Origin of the sequence: Pseudomonas sp. 44 R 15 (genome assembly GCF_900004965.1) — a bacterium.
GTDB lineage: Bacteria > Pseudomonadota > Gammaproteobacteria > Pseudomonadales > Pseudomonadaceae > Aquipseudomonas > Aquipseudomonas orientalis_A.
Genome location: NZ_CVTU01000100.1, coordinates 4,848 through 27,029 on the forward strand (window position 1 = coordinate 4,848; position 22,182 = coordinate 27,029).

18 protein-coding genes are annotated in these 22,182 nt (G+C 60.5%); 4 read left to right on the plus strand and 14 right to left on the minus strand.

Going from position 1 to position 22,182, the window contains the following annotated elements:
* Positions 1-196: 196 nt before the first annotated feature.
* The 5 genes from BFP93_RS17335 to minC form a co-directional block, all read right to left on the minus strand.
* Positions 197-1,486, minus strand: coding sequence for a M18 family aminopeptidase (locus BFP93_RS17335; RefSeq protein WP_065893997.1), 1,290 nt, complete (start codon positions 1,484-1,486; stop codon positions 197-199).
* 171 nt (positions 1,487-1,657) lie between these two features.
* Complete coding sequence (locus BFP93_RS17340; protein WP_065887938.1) at positions 1,658-2,293, minus strand: RluA family pseudouridine synthase; 636 nt, start codon at positions 2,291-2,293, stop codon at positions 1,658-1,660.
* Positions 2,294-2,493: 200 nt separating this feature from the next.
* Entirely contained in the window at positions 2,494-2,748 is a 255-nt protein-coding gene (minE, locus tag BFP93_RS17345) for a cell division topological specificity factor MinE (protein WP_003175252.1), read from the minus strand.
* Between the two features lie 3 nt (positions 2,749-2,751).
* Positions 2,752-3,564 (minus strand): septum site-determining protein MinD, encoded by an 813-nt coding sequence (gene minD, locus BFP93_RS17350; RefSeq protein ID WP_065887939.1) that lies wholly within the window; start codon positions 3,562-3,564, stop codon positions 2,752-2,754.
* A gap of 200 nt (positions 3,565-3,764) precedes the next feature.
* Entirely contained in the window at positions 3,765-4,502 is a 738-nt protein-coding gene (gene minC, locus BFP93_RS17355) for a septum site-determining protein MinC (protein ID WP_065887940.1), read from the minus strand.
* 119 nt (positions 4,503-4,621) lie between these two features.
* Here minC and BFP93_RS17360 point away from each other — a divergent pair, with 119 nt between their 5' ends.
* Positions 4,622-5,557: a lipid A biosynthesis lauroyl acyltransferase gene (locus BFP93_RS17360; protein ID WP_065893998.1), complete on the plus strand. Its 936-nt coding sequence runs from the start codon at positions 4,622-4,624 to the stop codon at positions 5,555-5,557.
* Between the two features lie 160 nt (positions 5,558-5,717).
* Positions 5,718-6,848: a patatin-like phospholipase family protein gene (locus BFP93_RS17365; protein ID WP_065893999.1), complete on the plus strand. Its 1,131-nt coding sequence runs from the start codon at positions 5,718-5,720 to the stop codon at positions 6,846-6,848.
* 123 nt (positions 6,849-6,971) lie between these two features.
* Here the strand turns inward: BFP93_RS17365 and BFP93_RS17370 are convergent, their stop codons facing one another.
* The 7 genes from BFP93_RS17370 to puuE form a co-directional block, all read right to left on the minus strand.
* Positions 6,972-7,757, minus strand: coding sequence for an outer membrane protein OmpK (locus tag BFP93_RS17370; protein WP_065887943.1), 786 nt, complete (start codon positions 7,755-7,757; stop codon positions 6,972-6,974).
* 228 nt (positions 7,758-7,985) lie between these two features.
* The gene (locus tag BFP93_RS17375) at positions 7,986-9,332 is read right to left on the minus strand and encodes a nucleobase:cation symporter-2 family protein (RefSeq protein WP_065894000.1); all 1,347 of its coding nucleotides are present in this window, start codon (positions 9,330-9,332) and stop codon (positions 7,986-7,988) included.
* Positions 9,333-9,508: 176 nt separating this feature from the next.
* Positions 9,509-10,792, minus strand: a complete 1,284-nt coding sequence (locus BFP93_RS17380; protein ID WP_065894001.1) for a urate hydroxylase PuuD — start codon at positions 10,790-10,792, stop codon at positions 9,509-9,511.
* A 51-nt stretch (positions 10,793-10,843) separates the two neighbouring features.
* Positions 10,844-11,347, minus strand: coding sequence for an ureidoglycolate lyase (locus BFP93_RS17385; RefSeq protein ID WP_005789953.1), 504 nt, complete (start codon positions 11,345-11,347; stop codon positions 10,844-10,846).
* A 145-nt stretch (positions 11,348-11,492) separates the two neighbouring features.
* Positions 11,493-12,488 carry an allantoicase gene (gene alc, locus BFP93_RS17390; protein WP_065894002.1) on the minus strand — a complete coding sequence of 332 codons (996 nt, stop codon included), beginning with the start codon at positions 12,486-12,488 and terminating at the stop codon, positions 11,493-11,495.
* A 41-nt stretch (positions 12,489-12,529) separates the two neighbouring features.
* The gene (uraD, locus tag BFP93_RS17395; protein WP_065894003.1) at positions 12,530-13,045 is read right to left on the minus strand and encodes a 2-oxo-4-hydroxy-4-carboxy-5-ureidoimidazoline decarboxylase; all 516 of its coding nucleotides are present in this window, start codon (positions 13,043-13,045) and stop codon (positions 12,530-12,532) included.
* Entirely contained in the window at positions 13,042-13,968 is a 927-nt protein-coding gene (gene puuE, locus BFP93_RS17400) for an allantoinase PuuE (RefSeq protein WP_065894004.1), read from the minus strand. The genes uraD and puuE overlap by 4 nt, the downstream gene beginning before the upstream one ends.
* Before the next feature lie 429 nt (positions 13,969-14,397).
* Between puuE and uraH the strand changes: the two genes are divergently transcribed.
* Positions 14,398-14,751, plus strand: coding sequence for a hydroxyisourate hydrolase (gene uraH, locus BFP93_RS17405; protein WP_065894005.1), 354 nt, complete (start codon positions 14,398-14,400; stop codon positions 14,749-14,751).
* Between the two features lie 163 nt (positions 14,752-14,914).
* The gene (locus tag BFP93_RS17410; protein ID WP_065894006.1) at positions 14,915-20,146 is read left to right on the plus strand and encodes a dermonecrotic toxin domain-containing protein; all 5,232 of its coding nucleotides are present in this window, start codon (positions 14,915-14,917) and stop codon (positions 20,144-20,146) included.
* On the opposite strand, the gene BFP93_RS17415 is transcribed toward BFP93_RS17410, so the two are convergent.
* Both BFP93_RS17415 and BFP93_RS17420 read right to left on the minus strand, forming a co-directional pair.
* Positions 20,136-20,762: a LysE family translocator gene (locus BFP93_RS17415; protein WP_065887951.1), complete on the minus strand. Its 627-nt coding sequence runs from the start codon at positions 20,760-20,762 to the stop codon at positions 20,136-20,138. The two genes, BFP93_RS17410 and BFP93_RS17415, sit on opposite strands and share 11 nt — an antisense overlap.
* A gap of 12 nt (positions 20,763-20,774) precedes the next feature.
* Complete coding sequence (locus BFP93_RS17420; RefSeq protein WP_065894007.1) at positions 20,775-22,121, minus strand: NCS2 family permease; 1,347 nt, start codon at positions 22,119-22,121, stop codon at positions 20,775-20,777.
* Positions 22,122-22,182 lie beyond the last annotated feature (61 nt).

Below are 22,182 nucleotides of genomic sequence, written 5' to 3' on the forward strand. Positions count from 1 at the left end.
CGGCTAACCCGGCGTCCTGCCGGGTTACCCACGAATTCAAGCCTGCGTTCGGCCAGCGTGGTTTAACGGGGCGCCTAAGATCAAGATCAAAAGCGCGGCGGCCTTAGAGCCGACCGGTATCATTTGCCGGTCTGCGATCCAAATGTGGGAGGGGGCAAGCCCCCTCCCACATTTGGATCGCATTTAGCCCATCGAATCAGGGCAGGTCGCGGCTCGCGTAGAACGCACCCAGCACCTTCACCAGATGTGCCAGGTCATGACTGCCGCACAGCTCGCGAATGGAGTGCATGGCAAACGTCGGCAGGCCGATGTCGACGGTGCGCACGCCCAGGTGGCTGGCGGTGATGGGGCCTATCGTCGAGCCGCAGCCCATATCGCTGCGTACTACAAAGCTCTGCACCGGTACTTCCTGGGCCATGCACAGGTGGCGGAAGAACCCGGCGGTTTCGCTGTTGGTGGCGTAGCGCTGGTTGCTGTTGACCTTGATCACCGGGCCGGCGTTGAGCTTGGGGCCGTGGTTGGCGTCGTGTTTCTCGGCGTAGTTCGGGTGCACACCGTGGGCATTGTCCGCAGACACCAACAGGGATTTCTGAATGGTGCGTACGAATTCTTCACCTTCTGGCAGCAGGCGGCGCAGGGTCTGTTCCAGCATCGGGCCATCGGCGCCGCAGGCCGAGCAGGAGCCGACTTCTTCGTGATCGTTGCACACCAGCACGCAGGTTTCTTCGGTGTCGCTGGTGAGCAGGGCCTGCAGCCCGGCATAGCACGACAGCAGGTTGTCCAGGCGCGCGCCGGCGATGAAGTCGCCGTTCAGGCCAATCACGGCTGCGCTTTGGGTGTCGTAAAAGCTCAGCTCGTAGTCGAGCACCACGTCGGCATTGAGCCCATGCTCGCGTGCCAGTTGCTCGGTAAGCACGGCACGAAAGTCCACGCGTTCGTCACCGGCAAATTGCGCGAGGATCGGCGGCAGTTCGGTCTGGGCATTGATCGCCCATCCCTGGTTGGCCTCACGGTTCAGGTGAATGGCCAGGTTGGGAATGATCGCGATCGGCAGCTTGAAGTCGATCAGTTGGCTTTCGACCTTGCCGTCGCGCCGGAACGTCACGCGGCCGGCCAGGGACAGGTCGCGGTCGAACCACGGGGCCAGCAATGCGCCGCCGTAGACTTCCACGCCCAACTGCCAGAAACCCTGGCGCTGCAGCTCGGGCTGTGGCTTGACCCGCAGGCACGGGCTGTCGGTGTGGGCGCCGACCATGCGGATACCGTCTTGCAGCGGCGAGTGGCGGCCCAGTTTGAAGGCGATGATCGAGGAGTCGTTACGGGTCACGTAGTAGCGACCGTTGGCTTCGGTGGTCCAGGTGTCGCGCTCGTCGAGACGCTGGTAGCCGGCCGCTTCCAGGCGCTGGGCGAGGGCGGCAGTGGCATGAAAAGGAGTAGGGGAGGCCTTGAGGAAGTCGATCAGGCCTTGATTCAACGCATCGCGCATAAATAGCTCCAGACAGCAATGCGCGGAGTTTACCGTTCGAGGGCCAGAAGTGCACAGAACAAATGTGGGAGGGAGCTTGCCCCCGATGGCGGAGTGTCAGTCACTGAATCTGTTGACTGACACACTGCTATCGGGGGCAAGCCCCCTCCCACATTTGACTGCATTCACAACTTAAAAGGGTGCTGGGCACTCGAAGCGCAGGCGTTCGCCGCTTTGCGGATGAGTAAAGCCGAGCATGCTCGCGTGCAGACACAGGCGCGGCCAGGCAGCCAGGGCCTGTTCGTGGGCATACAGGCCGTCACCCAACAGCGGATGCCCGATGGACAGCATATGCACGCGCAACTGGTGCGAGCGCCCGGTGATCGGCGTCAGTTCGACGCGGCACCAGTCGCCACAACGCTCCAGCACTTTCCAGAAGGTCAGCGCATGTTTGCCGAATTCGTGATCCACCACATGGCGTGGCTTGGTCGGTGGGTCATAGCGCAAGGGCAAGTCGATGCTGCCGCTGTCCAGTTCCGGCTGGCCCCATGCCAAGGCAGTGTAGGCCTTTTCTGTTTCGCGGTCGTGAAACTGGCGGGACAGTTCGCGGTGGCTATCGGCATCCCGGGCCAGCAGGATAATGCCGGACGTTTCCCAGTCGAGCCGATGAACGATGCGGGCTTCGGGGTAGCCGTTTTCCTGCAGGCGGGTGATCAGGCAGTCCTTGTTATCGTCGGCGCGGCCCGGCACCGAGAGCAGCAGGGTCGGCTTGTTCACCACCAGGACAGCGTCGTCCTGATGCAGGATATGGATGTTGGACAGCGGCATTAAACAGCCTCGTAACAAACGCCAACGGCGGCTCCACTGACTGCCCCCTCACCTTGTAGGAGCGAGCTTGCTCGCGAAAAACTCGACGGCACCGCGTTCATTCAGGTGAAACGCGGTGGCCTCAGGTTCTTCGCGAGCAAGCTCGCTCCTACGGGGGGAGGAGCCAGGTCGCAGAGCCGCCGTGGCGGCCGCCTGTTCGATCAACGATCAGGCAGGGTGATATTGAGTTCCAGAATCGAGCAGCTGCCGTCATTTTCCAGGGCGACATGCACGTCATCGTTGCCGATATTGACGTACTTGCGGATGACCTCGACCAGTTCCTTCTGCAAGGCTGGCAGGTAGTCCGGGGTACTGCGTTGGCCGCGTTCGTGCGCCACGATGATCTGTAGACGCTCTTTCGCGACCGATGCGGTACTTGGTTTTTTGTTGGCGCGAAAGAAGTCGAGAAATTTCATTGTTTAGTTGCCTCCAAAGATACGCTCGAAGAATCCCTTCTTCTTGACATCGAGGAAGCGGTGTTCCACGGTCTTGCCCAGCAGACGATCGACGGCATCGCTGTACGCCTGGCCGGCGTCGCTCTGGTCGTCAAGAATCACCGGCACGCCCTGGTTGGAAGCCTTCAGGACGGCCTGGGATTCCGGGATCACGCCCAGCAGGGTCACGGCGAGGATGTCCTTGACGTCTTCAACGCCGAGCATTTCGCCATTGCTGACACGCTCAGGGTTGTAGCGTGTCAGCAGCAGGTGCTCCTTGATCGGGTCCTGGCCTTCTTCGGCGCGCTTGGACTTGCTGGCCAGAAGGCCGAGCATGCGGTCGGAGTCACGTACCGAGGACACTTCCGGGTTGGTCACCACGATGGCTTCATCGGCGAAGTACATCGCCAGGTGAGCACCGGTTTCGATGCCGGCCGGGGAATCGCATACCACGTATTCGAAGGTTTCTTTCAGCTCGGCGAGGACTTTGCCTACGCCTTCCTTGGTCAGCGCATCCTTGTCACGGGTCTGGCTGGCGGCCAGCACGTACAGGTTCTCAAGGCGCTTGTCCTTGATCAGGGCCTGTTGCAGGTTGGCTTCGCCGTTCACCACGTTGACGAAGTCGTACACCACGCGGCGTTCGCAGCCCATGATCAGGTCGAGGTTACGCAAACCGACGTCGAAGTCGACGATGACTGTCTTGTGGCCGCGCAAAGCGAGGCCGGTACCGATAGCGGCGCTGGTGGTGGTCTTACCCACACCACCCTTGCCGGATGTAACCACGAGAATCTTGGCCAAGGTGTTTCACCCCTAAGGAAAAAGGACTTTCGGTCCCTGAAAAACATCTCTTGAAACTCGCTGCAGGCGGACAGCCTTTGTAGGGAAAAGCCAGGGTTTGCCCAGGGGAAACGCCAACTTCCAAATAGTCCTACGCAAGTATTGCCGGTTTCGCTTTGCTATCAGAGTCTAGAGATGCTTGGAAAATGCGGCAGTATCCGTTAAAGACGGATGATGTTCAACACATCGCCCGACAGGTTGACCTGTACCGAAGCGCCCCATAGCGGATCACGGCGCAGATCTTCGGAAACCTTGTACTGACCCGCGATGGAAACCAACTCAGCGGTCAACTGCTGGCAGAAAATACGCGCTTTGGTATCACCCTTGATGCCGGCCAGGGCGCGGCCGCGCATCGGGCCGTATACATGGATGTTGCCGTCGGCAAGAAGTTCCGCGCCGGGGCTGACCGAGGAGACCACCACAAGGTCGCCGCCCTGGGCGTAAATCTGCTGTCCGCCGCGTACGGGCGAGGTGATGATCTTTGTAGGCCTGATCAAGGGTTCAGGTGGTTTTTCCGGTTTTTTCTTCTCTTCACCGACCAATGGTTCGAGCGGACGCTCGCGCGCACCGGACGGCGGCAATACTGGCAGTTCAATAGCGATGGCCGCGGCAATGTCCTCGATACGGCTGGCGCGAATGGCCAGGGTACGCAGGCCATGGGAGCGGCACACGCGCATCAGGCCGGGCAGGTCGATGACGCCCTGGCCTGCTGGCAGTTTGTCCAGGGCCAGCACCAGCGGGGCATTGTTGAAAAAATTCGGCGCCAGGGCGACCTTGGCGGCCAGTTGGCGGTCAAGGGCATCAAGGTCGTTGCGGGCCAGTTCCAGCACGGTAATGGCGAGCATGCTGCCTTTCAGCTGGAACACGGGATCTTGGTCTAGCGGTTCGGTTTGGCTCATGGTCGGCGAAAGCGGCTTGTCACGAAAAGTGTCGAGACTTATAACGAGAACACTCACCCGCCGCAAGCCGAGTCGAACCGTTGTAGAATGCGCGGCCCTTGTCTTTACCGGAATCTGTAATGGATCGCCCGCGTTTTCGAGCTGTATTTCTTCACCCGCGTTTTTGGCCATTATGGCTGGGGATGGGCCTGTTGTGGCTGGTCACCCAACTGCCGTACCGCGTGCTGTTGACCATTGGTCGCCTGCTGGGCGCCGGCATGTATCGCGTGGCCGGTGAACGTCGCCGCATCGCTGCGCGCAACCTGGAATTGTGTTTCCCGGAAAAATCCGCCAAAGCGCGCAAACGCCTGCTCAAGGAAAATTTTGCCTCTACCGGTATCGCGTTTTTCGAGATGGCGATGAGCTGGTGGTGGCCCAAGCCGCGTCTGGCGCGCCTGGCCCATGTCGAGGGCCTGGAGCATTTGAGGCAAGCGCATCTGGAAGGCAAGGGCGTCATTTTGATGGCCCTGCATTTCACCACCCTTGAAATCGGCGCTGCCCTGCTCGGGCAGAAGCACACCATCGATGGCATGTACCGCGAGCACGGCAACCCGCTGTTCGACTTTATCCAGCGCCGTGGCCGCGAGCGCCACAACCTCGACTCGCTTGCGGTGGAGCGCGACGACGTGCGCGGCATGCTCAAGCTGCTGCGTGCCGGCCGTGCGATCTGGTACGCACCGGACCAGGACTACGGCGCCAAGCAAAGCATCTTCGTGCCGCTGTTCGGTATCCAGGCCGCCACGGTAACGGCCACCAGCAAGTTCGCGCGCCTGGGCAAGGCCCTGGTGGTGCCGTTCACCCAGGAACGCCTGGCCGATGGCAGTGGTTACCGCTTGGTGATCCATCCACCGCTGGCCGATTTCCCAGGGGAAACCGACGAAATCGACTGCCTGCGCATCAACCAATGGGTCGAAGCCTCGGTGCGCGACTGCCCCGAGCAATACCTGTGGACCCACCGGCGCTTCAAGAGCCGGCCACCGGGCGAACCCAAGCTGTACGAAAAACGCCGTCGATAACCCTGCTGTCACTGTAGAAGCGAGCTTGCTCGCGAAAAACCCAATAGCACCGCGTTCACCTAGGATGTACGCGTAATCATTGGCGATCTTCGCGAGCAAGCTCGCTCCTACAATGATGTGACGTTGTTAAGCCCAATTTTTTGCCACATGGAGTGACGCAATGCGCCCAGCCGAACCGGTCACAGGCTTGATTCTTTCCGGCGGTGGGGCGCGTGCGGCGTATCAGGTAGGGGTGTTGGCGGCGATTGCCGAGTTGCTGCCGCCGGGGGCGCCCAATCCCTTTCCGGTGATCGTCGGCACGTCGGCCGGGGCGATCAATGCGGTCACCCTGGCCAGTGGCGCGACGGACTTCACCGCCGCTATCGAACGCCTTACCGCGTTCTGGCAGGGCTTTCGCAGCCATCTGGTGCTGCGCAGCGACTGGCCGGGCGTGATCCGCCAGGCCAGTCGTTTTCTGTTTCATAGCCTGTTGGGCCTGGGCAGGCGGTTTCCGGTGGCGTTGCTCGACAGTTCACCGCTGCGCGATTTGCTGCAGGACAAACTGCATCTGGCGGGAATTGATGAAGCCATTCGGGGCCAGCATCTGCACGCCGTGGCGGTCACCGCGTTCGGCTATGAATCCGGGCAGGCGGTGACCTTCTATCAAGGCGGCGGCACCATCGAGGCCTGGCTGCGCCATCGGCGCATCGGCGTGCCGACGCAACTCACGGTTGAGCACTTGCTGGCCAGCTCGGCGATTCCCTTGCTGTTCGCCCCGGTGAAACTCGACCAGGAATACTTCGGTGACGGCGCCGTGCGCCAGTCGGCCCCGATCAGCCCGGCCCTGCACCTGGGCGCCAGCCGCGTGCTGGTGGTCGGCGTCAGCGGTAACCCGCGCGGCAACGAACCCTCGATGCCGCGCACCTATACCGGCCAGGAGCCGACCCTGGCGCAGATCGGCGGCCACATGCTCAACAGCACGTTCATTGACAGCCTGGAAAGCGATATCGAATTGCTGGAGCGCTTGAATCAATTCAGCGATGTCTCGCCCGAGCTGGCGTCGGTGGAGGTGCTGGTGATTGCGCCCAGCCAGCCGATCGATGAAATCGCGGCACGCCATCGCCAGGAATTGCCGGCGGCGTTGCGCATGTTCCTGCGTGGGCCGGGGGCGACCAAAACCAGTGGGGCGGGGGTGTTGAGTTACTTGCTGTTCGAGGCAGGGTATTGCAGCGAACTGATCGAATTGGGGCGCAAGGATGCGCTGGCCAAACGTGAGGAAATCATCCGATTCCTCGGCCTGACGCAGAGCTGAATGTGGAGAGCTGAATGTGGGAGGGGGCTTGCCCCCGATAGCGGTGTGTCATTCACAGTATCTGTGACTGAATCGCCGCCATCGGGGGCAAGCCCCCTCCCACATTTGAACTGCGGTGTTTGATCAGAAGTGGTACTTGACCAGGAAGCTTGCGGTGTCCTGGGTCGTTTTGAACGCGCCCGAGTCCTCGATCCCGTACTTGTTCTTCCAATAGTCGTATTCAAAACCTACGTACAACTGTTTGTCGCCCCAATGCAGCGCTTTACCGAGGTCGTATTTGACCTGCGGGTTGAAGTGCAGGTTGGCGTGATAAGTGCCACGGGCGTTCTTGTCGTTGTCCACCACCCAGTCCATGAAACCGTCGATCAACACATCGGAGCTGCCCACGGGAATGGTGTACGACCACACCGGAGTGATCTGCCACACGCCGTCACCCGGGCGGTTGCCTTCGGTCTGGCGCTGGTAGAAGTTCAGCTGGAAGTAGTCGAAACCCGGAATATTCAAGTCAAACGCCGGGCCCAGCAGGTACGACTCGTTATCGCCTTCGCCGAACTCGTAAGTGAAGGCCAGCAAGACATCTTTGATCGGGCCGAATGACAGGTCCTTGTCGAGGATTTTGCCGAATGACAAACGCGGGCTGAACTCGCCGTAGTAGGTATTCGGACCGACGTTGCCGTCTTCCTTGCCGTTGTAGAAGATGCGGTCGAGGAAGAAGAAGTTGTCGCCGTACTTCCACGCGTCTGCATGTTCGAAGGTGACGGTTTGCTGGATCTGCGGGTTGACGGTAAAGCTCTTGCCCCACAGATAGGTCAGGCTGTTGTTTTGCCACTGCAACACATCACCGGCCACGGCTTGGCCACCGGCCAGCAGGGATCCCGCCAGCATCAGGCCTTTGAACATAGGTTTCATTCGGTGCTCCCGAGTTAAAGTTTTATGTTTTTTCTCATCTGGCGCTCTGACACGGCGCCTTTGGATTGGCTGAAAAACTCGTCTGGTTGGTCAGCTTTATGGCTACAGCAAAAGCCGCGCCAAGGCGGTAAAAAACCGTCGATTCAAGCGGGCGCGGAGAATACTGGCTCCCACGTCGGGGCTCAAGTGCGCCGTTACAGCGCGCTCAGGGCGACAATGGGGCGTGCGTCAGGTGTGGACGTGCTCAACGGCAGGGCGCTCGGCACCGCCGAGAATGTTGAACAGGATATTCAGCGACAACGCGCTGAGGGTGGCCATGGCGATGCCACTGTGGGTGATTGGGCTCATCCACACCGGCAATTGCGCGAAGAAGTCCGGGCGCACCACCGGGATCAGGCCCATGCCGATGCTTACCGCCACCAGCAACTGGTTGCGCCGGTCAGCGATGTCGGCCTCCTGCAGGATCTTGATACCGGTCGCCGCCACCATGCCGAACATGGCAATGGCCGCGCCGCCCAGCACTGCCGGCGGAATCGAGGCCACCAGGTAGGCGGCCTTGGGCAACAGGCTCAGTACGATCAAAAACACCCCGGCCATAATGGTGACCGAGCGGCAGCGCACGCCGGTCATCTGCACCAGGCCGATATTCTGCGCGAACGAGGAGTGGGTGAAGGTGTTGAAGAACCCGGCGAAGAACGACGCACCGGCATCACACAGCAGGCCGCGACGCAGCATTTTTGGCGTGACCTCCTGGCCGGTAATCTTGCCCAGGGCGAGGAACATGCCGGTGGATTCGACAAAGATGATCACCACCACCAGGCACATCGACAGAATGGGTGCCAACTCAAACCGGGGCATGCCGAAGTGCAGCGGTGTCACCACCTGCACCCACGGCGCCCGGGCCAGGCCGCTGAGGTCGACCATGCCGATAACGCCGCACAATGCGTAACCCAGGCCCATGCCGATCAGCACCGAGATGTTCACCCAGAAGCCGCGCATGAACCGGTTGATCAGCAGGATAGTGGCCAGCACCAGCGCGGCCACCGCCAGGTACACCGGCGAGCCGAACGTAGCGGCCGCGCTGCCGCCACCGGCCCAGTTTACGGCCACGGGGAACAGCGACAAACCAATGGCGGTAATCACCGTACCCGTCACCAGCGGCGGGAAAAAGCGCACGACCTTGGACATGAACGGCGCGATGAGCATGCCGAAGAACCCGGCGGCGATGGTCGCGCCGAAGATGCCCTGCAAACCGATGCCGGGCATGCCAGCCATGGCGACCATGCTGCCGACGGCGGCGAAACTGGCGCCCATCATCACCGGCATGCGAATGCCCACCGGGCCGATGCCGAACGACTGCACCAGGGTGGCAATACCGGCGACCAACAGGTCGGCGTTGATCAGGAAAGCGATTTCCTCACGGCTCAAGCCTGCGGCCTGGCCAATGATCAAGGGCACGGCGACGGCGCCGCCGTACATCAGCAAGACGTGTTGCAGGCCTACCAGAATCAGTTGCAAGAGGGGCAGCCGCACCATGGCGGGCGCGGCAGGAGTCTGCGTTTCTAACTGGGACATGCAACACCTCGGATCTTTTTATTGTTGTGTTGTGTGGAGCGCAATATTCAAAACACAGCAGGACCAAATGTGGGAGGGGGCTTGCCCCCGATGGCGGTGGATCAGTTACAGATGTGCTGGCTGGCACACTGCAATCGGGGGCAAGCCCCCTCCCACATTGGAACTGTGTGAATCAATTAGTTGGTGCGGGCTCCTTGGTTGATCCAGGTGCCGATCAGGTCTCTTTCCTGCTGGGTCATTTGAGTAATGTTGCCCAACGGCATGATCTGGCTCGCCACGGCCTGCGCCTGGATGCGTGCAGCCTGCTGCTGGATCTGCTCCGGTGTGTCGAACATCACGCCCGCCGGTGCCGTGCTGAACAGCGGACTGGTGGGCTTGGCCGAATGGCACACGGTGCAACGTTGCTCGATCACATGGTGCACCTGGCCGAAGTCCGTGCCGGCCTGGGCCGGTGCCGGTTCAGCGGCCGGTGCGGCAGGCGCGGCCGGTTTCAAGCCACCCCCCAAGGCGGTTTCCGGCAGGGGTTGGTACTCGATGGCTGCCGGTGCCTTGGCCACTTCCGGCGCGGGCTTGGGCCCGGTCACGTAGGCCAGGCTGATCATCGCCAGCGCGCCCACCGGCAAGGTCCAGGCATACTTCTGGCTGTTGTGCCGGGTGTTGAAGTAGTGCCGCACCAGCACCGCCGCCACGGCAATCCCGGCGAGGATCAGCCAGTTGTATTGGCTGCCGTAGGTGCTCGGGAAGTGGTTGCTGATCATGATGAACAGCACCGGCAGGGTGAAGTAGTTGTTGTGCCGTGAGCGCAGCAAGCCTTTGGCCGGCAGTGCCGGGTCCGGCGTGCGGTTCTCGGCAATGGCCGCCACCAGTGCGCGCTGGGCGGGCATGATGATACGGAACACGTTGCCGACCATGATCGTGCCGATCACCGCCCCCACATGCAGGTAGGCGCCACGGCCGCTGAACACCTTGCTGAAGCCGTAGGCCGCCGCGATCAACAGCACGAACAGGATCAGGCCGAGCAGGGCAGGGCGCTTGCCCAGGGCCGAGTCGCAGAGAAAGGAGTAGATGAACCAGCCGGCGAACAGTGAGCCGATGCCCAGCAAGACGCCTTCGGTGCCGCTCAGGCTGCTGCCGGGGGCCAGCAGGTACAGGGTCGGGTTCCAGTAGAACACCACGCACAGCAGCGCGACGCCCGACATCCAGGTGAAATAGGCTTCCCATTTGAACCAGTGCAGGTTGTCCGGCATGGTCGGCGGGGCCAGTTTGTACTTTTCCAGGTGGTAGATACCGCCACCGTGGATCGCCCACAAGTCACCGGCCAGGCCGCTTTTGGGGTTGACGCGGTTGAGGTTGTTTTCCAGCCAGACGAAATAGAACGAAGCGCCGATCCAGGCGACGCCAGTGATCATGTGAACCCAGCGTACGCTCAGGTTCAGCCATTCCAACAGATGTGCTTCCACAGTCTTTACCTCTCGCCTGTCACCCTTGTTGTCGGGTGATCCGGCCTTCTCTTATTGGTGGGGGGCAAGGATCAAACGCTCATCCTCTTTGAAAAAATGCTCATCGCAGTTATTGCCTGTGCCACTGCGATCAACCACCAGGAAGTCATCCCGCTTTTCGATCGTCAGCACCGGGTGGTGCCAGACGCCGCGATGGTAATTGATGCCCTGCCTGCCGTTGGTGACGAAGGCGCGGACCAAGCCTGATACAGGTGCATCGCCAAGGGGCGCGACCACGATCAGAAAGGGGTTGCCGAGCAGCGGAATGAAGGCCTGGCTGCCCAGCGGGTGTCGTTCCAGCATGCACACGGTCAGCGGCATGTCCTGCGCGTCGGCGCGGAAAATGCTGATGATGGCGTGGTCCTCGGGCTGTGCCGTTTCGACTGTCGCCAGTTTGTGAAAGCGCATGGTCGACCCGTTGTTGATCATGAAGTGATCGCTGCCATCGGTTTCGATAACGTCTCCGAAAGGGGCGAAGGCTTCTTTGGTCAGGGGTTCGATCATCAGTGTGCGCATGGCTGTCTTCTTATCCGGATGCTGTGTTGGATCGTTCCCACGCTCTGCGTGGTAACGCTGCCCTGGACGCTCTGCGTCCGCTCTTGGTGACGCGGAGCGTCACGGGATGCATTCCCACGCGGAGCGTGGGAACGATCATGCGGTGCTATTTGGCAACCTTGCCCAATACGCGCAGACGGCTCACACCGCCATCCGGGAACACATTCAGGCGGATGTGGGTAATCGGGCCCAGCGCCTTGAGCTGCTCGGCGAAGGTGTGTTCGGCGTGCATTTCCAGCTTCTGCGCCGGCAGCAGTTCGCGCCAGAACAGCGATTGGGTCTCGATCTGGCTGTCGGTGCCGCCTTTGACGAACGCGCCCTGGATCGAGCAAGTGTCCGGGTAGTTGCCCTTGAAGTGCAGGGTGTCGACGATGATTTTTTCGATTTCGCCGGGGTGCCCCAGCGCGACGATCACCCAGTCGTTACCTGGCGTACGTCGACGCGCGGTTTCCCAGCCGTCGCCCATGTTGATGCCACGGCCCGGGTTGAGGATGTTGCTCATGCGCCCGAAGTGTTCATCGGAGCAGGCCAGGGCACGACCGCCATTGAGCGCGGCGGCCAGGTCGACCTGTTCGTTGTCGCCCACGGCGGACCAGTCGCGGAACGGCACGCCGTACACGCGCAGACGGGCCACGCCGCCATCCGGGTAGATGTTGAAGCGCAGGTGGCTGAACGCCTGCGCGTGGTTGATCTCGTGGTAGTGGTGGCTGTTGCCTTGCAGTTCGACGGCCGACAGCACTTCCACCCATTGGGTGTTCTCGTCAGGCTCGCCCGAAACCAGGAAGCAGGCTTCCAGGGACGCCGATGGTGGATAGTTGCCGGTGAAGAATGAAGTGTCGATGTCCACGCCTTTGATCGAACCCGGTACGCCGAGGCGGATCACCGCGCTGTCGTAGCCTTCGAAGCGCTTGCGGCGCGACTCCCAGCCGTCCATCCACTTGCCGTTATCATCGAAAACGCCCTCCTTCCACACAGCCGGGGTCGGCTGGAACAGGCGGTTGGCGTCGGCGAACCAGTCATCGGTCACGGAGATGATTTTGGTGCCCAGGCGGGCGTCGGCGAGGTTGACGAACTTCTCGAAAGGTAAGGGTTGCGCTTTCATTCTTCTTGTCTGCCTTGGATAGAGTGGCTGGGGATGGTCGTTTAGAGGGTCAGTAAGCGGAACAGCGCGATCTTGTTGATCTCGTCCAGCGCGCACTTGAACTCGGCTTCAGTCGAGTTGTGGATGCGCGTTTCGAACGCGGCGAGGATCTGGTGCCGGTTGCTGCCTTTTACCGCCATGATGAAGGGAAACTTGAACTTGGCCTTGTAGGCCTCATTCAGCTCGGTGAAGCGCGAGAACTCTTCGGCCGTGCATTGGTGAATCCCCGCGCCAGCCTGTTCATCGGTGCTGGCTTGGGTCAGTTGGCCCTGGACGGCGGCGCGGCCTGCCAGGTCCGGGTGAGCGTTGATCAGGGCCAACTGGCTTTGATGATCAGCGCTCAACAGGATATCGCTCATGCGCTGGTGCAGGGTTTCGATCTGGTCGATCGACGTGTCCTGGCCCAGGTCATAGGCCTTTTCGGCGACCCATGGCGAGTGTTCGTAGATATCGGCGAAGGCCTGGACGAAGGCGTCACGGCTCAGGGTCGAGGGTGTCAGTGTCTGAAACGTGGTCATTTGGCGGCTCCCGTGAACGGGTGGGTTGCGTGCCAGTGCCGGGCGATGTCGACGCGGCGGGTGAACCACACCTGTTCATGGCTTTTGGCGTATTCGATAAAGCGCTTGAGCGACGCCAGGCGCGCCGGGCGACCGATCAGGCGACAGTGCAGGCCGATGGACAACATCTTCGGCGCCTCGGCGCCCTCGGCATACAGCACGTCGAAGGCGTCCTTGAGGTACTCGAAAAAGTCATCGCCCTTGTTGAAACCCTGCACCTGGGTGAAGCGCATATCGTTGGTGTCCAGGGTATAAGGGATCACCAGGTGCGGCTTGCCGTTAGGGGAGTTGGGTTCCCAGTAGGGCAGGTCGTCGTCGTAGGTGTCGCAGTCGTACAGGAAGCCGCCTTCTTCCATCACCAGGCGTCGGGTGTTGGGGCCGGTGCGCCCGGTGTACCAGCCCAATGGGCGCTCGCCGGTCAGTTCGGTGAGGATGCGGATCGCTTCGAGCATGTGCTCGCGCTCCTGGGCCTCGTCCATGTACTGGTAGTCGATCCAGCGGTAGCCGTGGCTGCAGATCTCGTGGCCGGCGGCAACCATGGCGCGGATCACATCCGGGTGGCGCTGGGCAGCCATGGCCACGGCGAAGATGGTCAGCGGAATGTCGAATTGCTTGAACAGCTTGAGGATGCGCCACACCCCGGCACGGCTGCCGTATTCGTACAGCGACTCCATGCTCATGTTGCGCGCGCCTTGCAGCGGCTGGGCCGAGACCATTTCCGAGAGAAACGCTTCGGACTCTTTGTCGCCATGCAGGATATTGCGCTCGCCGCCTTCTTCGTAATTGAGTACGAACGACAGCGCAATGCGTGCCTTGCCCGGCCAATGAGGGTGAGGAGGGTTACTGCCGTAACCGATCAGGTCGCGTGGGTAGTCAGCGCTCACTGCAGTCTTCCTTCTTGTTCGTGGTAGCAGGTGTGTGTGGCGGCCGGGCAGTGGAAAGACTGGGTGGCGTCACAGCGATGAGTGATTGTATACAACTTATCGCAAACTTTGTAAGCCTGCATTTGTGCATTTTTTCTGAACAGTCTGTCTGCAAGAAACTTGCCTAAGTGGTCAGGTTAAAATGAAAAAGCCTACTGTAGGAGCGAGCTTGCTCGCGAAAGACCAGAGGGCGCCACTTTTTATCCTGAAAGTCCGCGTTATCGTTGGCGTTTTTCGCGAGCAAGCTCGCTCCTACAGTGGAGGGGAGTGCTGTCGATTTTATTGTGTACAATTTCTGTAGAAAGTGTCTTAATCGGTCATCGCCGGCTTTTTCGCTGCCCTGAAAGAGTGCGGATTCTCTTTTACTGACTTCGGGAGGCGCATGACGCCATGGGACGTTTGACCACACACGTTTTGGACGCCGCACACGGCTGCCCCGGCAGCGCGATCAAGGTCGAGCTGTATCGCGTCGAAGGCGCGCAGCTTGAACTGGTGGGTAGCGCCGTGACCAATAGCGACGGCCGCTGCGACGCGCCCCTGCTGCAAGGCGACGACTACCGCAGCGGTGTCTACCAGCTGCAATTCAATGCTGGTGATTACTACCGCGCCCGCGGTGTTCCGTTGCCCGAACCGGCCTTTCTGGATGTGGTGGTATTACGCTTCGGCATCAGCGCCGAGCAAGAGCATTACCATGTACCGCTGTTGATTTCCCCTTACAGCTACTCCACGTATCGCGGTAGCTGAGTCGTCACCTCGCTTCACACCCCCAATGCTCTTCGTTGGTTTTTCGCCCGCGCACACTGCGGGCTTTTTTTATTCTGACGGGGCTGCGCGCCACCCAACTATATAACGCACCGTTGGCGGCCCAGGTGCCTAGGCTCGGCTTTTCTGTACGGAACAGTCTGCCATGAGTACCGACAACACCGCTTGGTTGGCCGCTGAGGCCGCCGCGGCCCAAGCGCTTGATTTTGATGACCCGCAAACCTCTGAGTCGGAGCGTGACGCGGCGATTCGCATACTGTTGACCCGACGGCTCAACGCGGTCACGCAGCCCAGTCATGAAATCAATCGCTTGTGTGAAGCACAAACCAGGGCCAGAGAGGCGGCAAAATCCTTGAAAGGTTTGGTTGGGCGTGCGCCGCGGGTCCTGGGCATTATCCGCGGGGCCTTACGCAAGGCCTTCGCTCTGGACCCCGATACGCTGCTGTTCACCGAATCCCGACCGCCGCCCCTTCCCCGGAAGGTCAATAACCTGACCGAAAAAGCCCTGGCGCTTCTCATTGAGCCTGATGTGCCGCTCAACATTAACCAGTTCACTTCATTGTGCATCAAGGACCAACCTGCACGGGCGTTGTCGTTTACCGCCCGGGATGCGCTGGAACGCGTGAAGGCGTTGAAACTGCTCCGTCAGATTGAGGCGGCTGAACGAGATTATTGGCAGCAATTGGCCTATGGATCCTGGCTGACACGCAAGCAGCATTGGGTGCAGCTGCGAAAGTCGTTGTTCGCCGAGAATGCACTGCTCGCACATCGTGTTTACCAACTGTCGGATTGCGGCTTTGCCATGGTCCGCAACGTCATGGAGATTCCGGGCGCCGCCGCGCGCCGCCGGGCGGGAGGGGAGTGGGCAAGTATTCAAGTGAGCGCACTGGCGTGGCCTGGCACCAATCAGGCGCTGGTGCCTGTGCCGGGTGCTTTGCATATTTATCGTGATGACATCGCGGGGGACTCACCCCACGTGATTTACCTGCCCGGCCTGACTTGCGAGTTTTACGAGTTCAGTTCCTGGTACCGAATGCAATGTGATTTGCCAGTGCTGGTCAATGGCCCGTTGAGCCAGGTCCTTTGGCAGTGTTTGCCACTGCGTCGTTGGCATGAACTGTGTGACATGCCAAGCGCGGTGCCCCTGGCGTTCACTCTTCAGCTTATCGGTGTGCACCAGGAAGATGCGTTGCTCGCCAGTGCAACCGAGCTGCTGGAGGGGCAGTGGGATAACGAGGTGGCCTGTGCCTTGTCGATCAACCCTGCGGCAGTGGGCGTTCAAGGTGCGGGGACGTTCAGCGCTCCCGATGTGAAACGCTTGCTCAAGTTCATCGAAAAGGGCCGCCGCAGGCTGGCACGCAGCCTGTTGCTGGGAAAGGCCCTGGACGCCTTGCCGGAATGGGATCGTCAGCGCCGTAGCCATGAGATTGTGTGTGCAAGCCTGACCTCGGACCTCGCCTTCAAGACCCGTGAAGCGCAACTCAAACGTTACGAAAAAGGCCTGATGGCGTTGTTGGATCCGACGGATATGGGCAAAAGCAGCCAGCCTTATCAAGACTTCTTGAGCCTTGAACAGCGTTGGCAGGAACACGTGAGTGCAGCGAGTCAGTGGGCTCATGGCCCGCACGAGCGCATGTTTCAGAAGGCGTTCTGGCTTGAGCAGCCTTTGGGTACGTCTAATCGCGGTTCATTGGTGGGGACGGCCCTGGGCCGGGCTTTGCTTCTGGAAGCCCAGATGCTGCAGCAGTTGAGCCTATTGCCTGCCGCGCACCTGAAGCGATTGAACACGGTGTTGAGTGAGTCTTGGGTCCCCGGCGACAACGCAACGGATACCTGTGTATTGCAGGTAACCGTCGGCAGCGAGTCCGGCCCTTCGTACCCGTTGCTGGGCGCGTTGCTCGTGACCACCCATGAGGCCCAGGCTTACCCTGATCGGCCACACTCAGTGTTGTTATACGTGACGGGCCTGTACGGCGGGCTTGTGCCCTTTGATAACTTGAACGCTTTTGCCAAGAGCCTTAATGCCAGCCTGAAAAGCCGCGATGGCTCCGTGTTGTGGCGCTGCATCGGGCGTGATCACCGCGCGGCGGCGCGGCGCTGGGTCCATGGGGTGCCCAAGGACACGCCATTGGGAGTGAGCTACGAGGCCATCAAGCGCACGATGCTCAAGGACCTGTTCATTAAACTGATGCAACATTACGTTGCGTTGAACAAGCGTGTGGGCACGGGTGTTCGGTTGTTCAGTGAGGTGAGCGATCCGCAGTTAAGCCGTATGTTGCTGGCCCAGGAGTTGTTCGAGTGCCTGCAAGTACCGGCCAATGATGCTCGCACCCTGGCACTGGCCAATATCAACCTGCTGCAGGTCGCCGCCACTCAGGCCAAAAAACTCCCGTCGTGGTTGGGTAGTGCTTCAACCCGTAAGCGAAAGCACTACAGACGGTTGTCACGCCGCTATCTGACGAATGCCTTTGCGGTGGAGCGCAAACTATGGCTGGACTTGCCGAGCCTGGAGTCATTCGCCCGGACTGCGTTGATTGCGCGATTGACCCAGGACGGGGTTTGCCCGCAGCTGGATATCGACACGCCTCTGTTTGATATGCCCGATGATGTCAGTTCCCAATTGTGCAGCTGGTCGAGCCAGTGCGCAGTGGGCGATCGCGATATAAAAATGGTCGTCAGCCAACGGCGAACGACCTTCAGTCTCCTGCAATTGGCGTTGCACAACCTCGACCCCAAGGCGCCCTGGACCCGCTGGCGGTTGAACCGGGCAAAATGGCTGGAGCCGGCCTGGAAAGAGCGCTTGAGCGTGCGTTATCTGATCGACACCCTGTCTTCGCTCGATCTGGGTGGCGAGTACGACAAGTTGATCATCAAAGCATTTTATCCGTCGGCGTCTGCTCAGGCCACGTCCCCAGGCCTCTCGCAGGCCCTGATCTATAGGGCTTTGCAACAGCGTGCCCACATGCAGCTGTACTCTGCAGCCCAGCAAGGCTTGAGTGATAAAGCCCAGCGTCTGTTTACCCTGGCGATGGCAGCCCGGTCGGCAAGTGACCTGAAAAAAGAGGGGTTCGACCTACAGTTGGCGGTTCTGCGGCTGATGGATGCTGCCCCGGCACATGATCGGCACATCGCCGGCCTGTTATTTATTCATGACCAGTCCTCAGGGCTCTGTGTGGTGTATTGGCCCATGGCGGCGGCCAGCCAGGTGATTGTCGCCTATGCCAGTTTGGGCGAAGCGCAGAAGGCCTTGAATCTTGTCGGTGCACGGCCCGAAAACCAGAAGGCGTTGGCGCGTCAGGTGGCGCCTGGCTGGGAGGCGCAGGCGCTGGACAGTTACCCCGGTGAAGACCTGCAGGTACTGCCTCGCGAGCAACACTCGCTTCAGCCAGTCCTGCCCGCCTTCTATAGTGCGTTTACTGAGATCGTGAAGTTTTTCGCGGCCCCGCCAAAGACGCCGGGGGTAGACCCGGCCAGTGTCGAGGCGTTGATCAAAGAGCAGATTGAGTCGCAGCCTGAACATTGGTTAGCGGCTGCACCCACCCACTCGGGTAATGCCATGGCGTTGTTGGCCCATGCGCAGGTGTTCGATCTGCAACGTCGTACCCAAGCCCAATCCCAGTCTTCCCAAGCACTTGAGCACTACCGCGAGCTACGTCTGGGGGAGCAGCGCGACGCGACGATTCGCGGTCTGCTGGGTTTTGTCCCGGTGCTGGGCGTTGGCGTCAGCCTTTATGAAATGCTGCTAGCCGCGCGGCGCTTTCATTTCAGCGGGTCAGCCCATGACGCTGTGGATGTGGTGTTCTTGACGATGATGGCATTCATAGACGTGCTGACATCCTTTGCGCCCTCCTCAAAAGGCGCGCGCGTTTCGCGTGGCGCTCTGGGGCGTTTGCATCGTCATCAACGAATCCTCCCGGGTACACATGCCGGCCTGAAACCGTCACCGATCAAACCACCTCATCTGCTGAACCACTTCCAGTCCTTTGGCAGTTTGGACGGGGCCGTTGAACTGGCGGGGCCGGGCGGTAAAGGTCGGTATGTGAAAGAGGGCCAGCAGTTTATCCGCGAGGGTAAAGATGTTTACCGGGTATACACACGCGAGAACGACCGGGGGCTGCGCCTGAAAAATAGCCAGGGCGAAGATGAGCTGATTCTACACATCGAGCAGCCCCATGAATGGCTGCTGGGGGCGGATGCGCCACAACCGGGCCCCAGTTCCGGCGTCCTCAGCCCGTGGAGAGTGCCTGGGCCGCAATCCGACTGGAACCCCTCCAGGGCCTCGCGCGATGCTGTGCCAAACACGATTCTGCAATCAGTCTCGACGGCTACCCATTGGCAGCAGTGGCGCATTCCACCTCATGAGGTAGGGCCGATATCGCATTCTCCGTCTGCCGGGGTGTTCCATATTGCGCAGGATGCGCGCGGATACCCTCACAATGTCCTTCGGGCGGCTCCCCCCAATTCCGGCCTTATGGATCCGGCGAGCAGTTATTTCAGGCTGCTTCCCGAGGGCAATTCGGCTCCATCGAATGGCATTCAGTTTATTTACAAAAATGAGCCGCTGGTTTCGTTGGCGGGGGTGGACATTGAGCGCTGGACGACGACGGCGCTGCTTGAGCAGCCTCTTCCGGTGTCATATGTTCAAGCCCGTGAATGGCGGGTCCATGCCCCACTGTTCGACAGGCCTTTGACGGACTACGTGAGTTCGTCCTTCCCCACCATGACCCGCCATAGCCGGGCATTCACCGTCGAGAGGGTGATTGAGTTATCAGGTCCAAAGCGCCCGGCAACGGCCGGTCATATGCTCAACGTGCGTGCGGCGATCGACGATTGGCTACCCACACGCCCTGCCAAGCCAGGCCAGACGGATGATTTGCTGCGCCTATTGCGTCCTCACGATCTGGATCGAGAGTTCATACACATCGGTTACGATGGCAAGGCGCCTGGTTTCACGCGGGTAGACTTCACGGTCAGGCCAGACCCTAAGCTCCAGCGCGGTGGTAAAGCGGTTGTGGCCGATAGGCAGACTGCGCAAATCGCGGCAGTCAAGGCAGTGCTGACGTCGCAGGGCTTCGATTTTCGGGATATCTCGGTGACACGCTACGGGAAAAAAACCGTACAGGAATTGATCGCTACCCATCCCAACTCTCCAACCCAACTGTATTACGTGGCCTTCCAGTGGGTTGAAAAGGGCAGCATCAAAATCGGTGCCAGGCTTGATAATCGCTGGTTCCACGCAGACCCGTCATTACCCGTCGAGGTGAAAACCGCACTGCAGGAAAATCGTCTGGTTCGGATAATGGCGGGCATTCAGTGGCCTACCTTTGGGGAAGTGCCTCCAAGCGTTTACTTCATCAAACTGGTCCCTATCGATTAATCAGCGATACCGCCCCGGCGCCGCCGAACAGCGCGGCGCTGATACGGTTGAACCAGCTCTGGCCCGAACCGCTGCGCAAGTAACGCGCTGCGCCATGGGCACCCAGGCCGTAGGCCAGCTTGCACAGCAGGTCGAGCACCGTCCAGGTGGCGATCATGGTCAACAACTGTGGCAGGAAAGCCTGCTGGCTATTGAGAAACTGCGGCAGGAAGGCCGCGAAAAACAGAATGTCCTTAGGGTTGCTGGCACCCAGGACAAAGGCCCGGCCAAATAGCGTGCGGAACCGGGGTGTTGCCGTGGCCGCAGGCATTACGGCGCCCCGGTTCGGTTGGCGCGATTGCTGCCAGCTCTGCCAGGAGAGATAAAACAGATAGGCCGCGCCGACGATTTTCAAGGCACTGAACAGCTGTTCCGAGGCCAGCAACAAGGCCCCCAGACCCAAGGCCGAAGCACTCAACAGGCAGATCGACGCAAACACTCCGCCCAAAAACGCCGGGTACGAGCGGCGCAGGCCGTAGTTGAGGCTGTTGCTGATCATCAGCAGCGACAGTGGCCCTGGAATCAGGATCACGATCAATGCAGCCCCACTGAACAGCAGCCAGGTATCCAGGGTCATCATTTGCTCCTTTTATAAAAATACGAACTTCGCAATGAAAATCGCGCACAACACCCACAGGCTGACGGAAATCTCGCGGTACTTGCCGGTGCCGGCCTTCAGCGCCACATAGGTGATGAACCCCAGCGCAATGCCGTCGGCGACCGAAAACGTCAGCGGCATCATGATCGCGGTGACGATCGCCGGAATGCTGTCGGTGGCTTCATCCCAGTTGATATGCGCCATGCTCGCCATCATCAGCATTGCCACGTAGATCAGCGCGCCGGCGGTGGCGTAGGCGGGAATCATGCCGGCCAGCGGCGCGAAGAACATCGCCGCCACAAACAGCACGCCCACCGTTACCGCCGTCAGCCCGGTACGGCCACCGGCTGCCACACCGGCGGCGCTTTCCACGTAACTGGTCACAGGCGGCACGCCGACCATGGCGCCGAATACACTGGAGGCACTGTCGGCCTTCAGCGCGCGGGACAGGTTGTCGATCTTGCCATCGGCGTTCACCAGGCCAGCACGTTGCGCAACGCCCATCAGTGTACCTGCGGTGTCGAACATGTGTACAAAAAGAAAGGCGAATACCACGCTGATCATGCTCACATTGAACACACCCATCACGTCCATGGCCATCCAGGTCGGCGCCAGGCTCGGTGGGGTGGAGAGAATGCCATTGTAATGCACCAGGCCCAGTCCCCAGCCGGCCAACGTGACGGCGATGATGCTGATGAGGATCGCGCCGAACACGCGGTGATAGCTGAGAATGGCGATCAGCAGGAAACACACCGCCGCCAGCAACGGCGCGGGCTCGTGCAGGGAGCCGAGCTTGATCAGGGTCGCCGGGCTGTCGACGATGATCCCGGCGGTTTTCAGACCGATCACGCCGAGGAACAGGCCTACCCCGGCGCCCATGGCGTGGCGCAGGCTCACGGGAATACTGTTGAGCAGCCATTCACGGATGCGCGACAGGGTCAGGATCATGAACAGCACGCCGGAGATAAACACCGCGCCGAGGGCGGTCTCCCAGTGGTAGCCCATGGTGCCAACCACGGTGTAGGTGAAAAACGCGTTCAGGCCCATGCCCGGTGCCAGGCCCACCGGCCAGTTGGCGTACAAGCCCATCAACAGGCAGCCCAGCGCGGCGGCGATGCAGGTGGCGACGAACGCCGCACCGTGGTCAATGCCCGCATCGGCCATGATGTTGGGGTTGACGAAGATGATGTAGGCCATGGTGATGAAGGTGGTAAGGCCGGCGATCAGCTCGGTCTTCACTGTGGTGCCATGCAAGCGCAGTTTGAACAGGCGTTCGAGCCAGCCGTGGTGCGGCGGGCTGAGGTCCAGGGTGGGGGCTTCGGTTTTGCGGCTATCCACAGCGCGTACTCCTCAATCGTTTTATTGTTATTTCCAGCGCCGGTCACATGAGTGGGCAGCA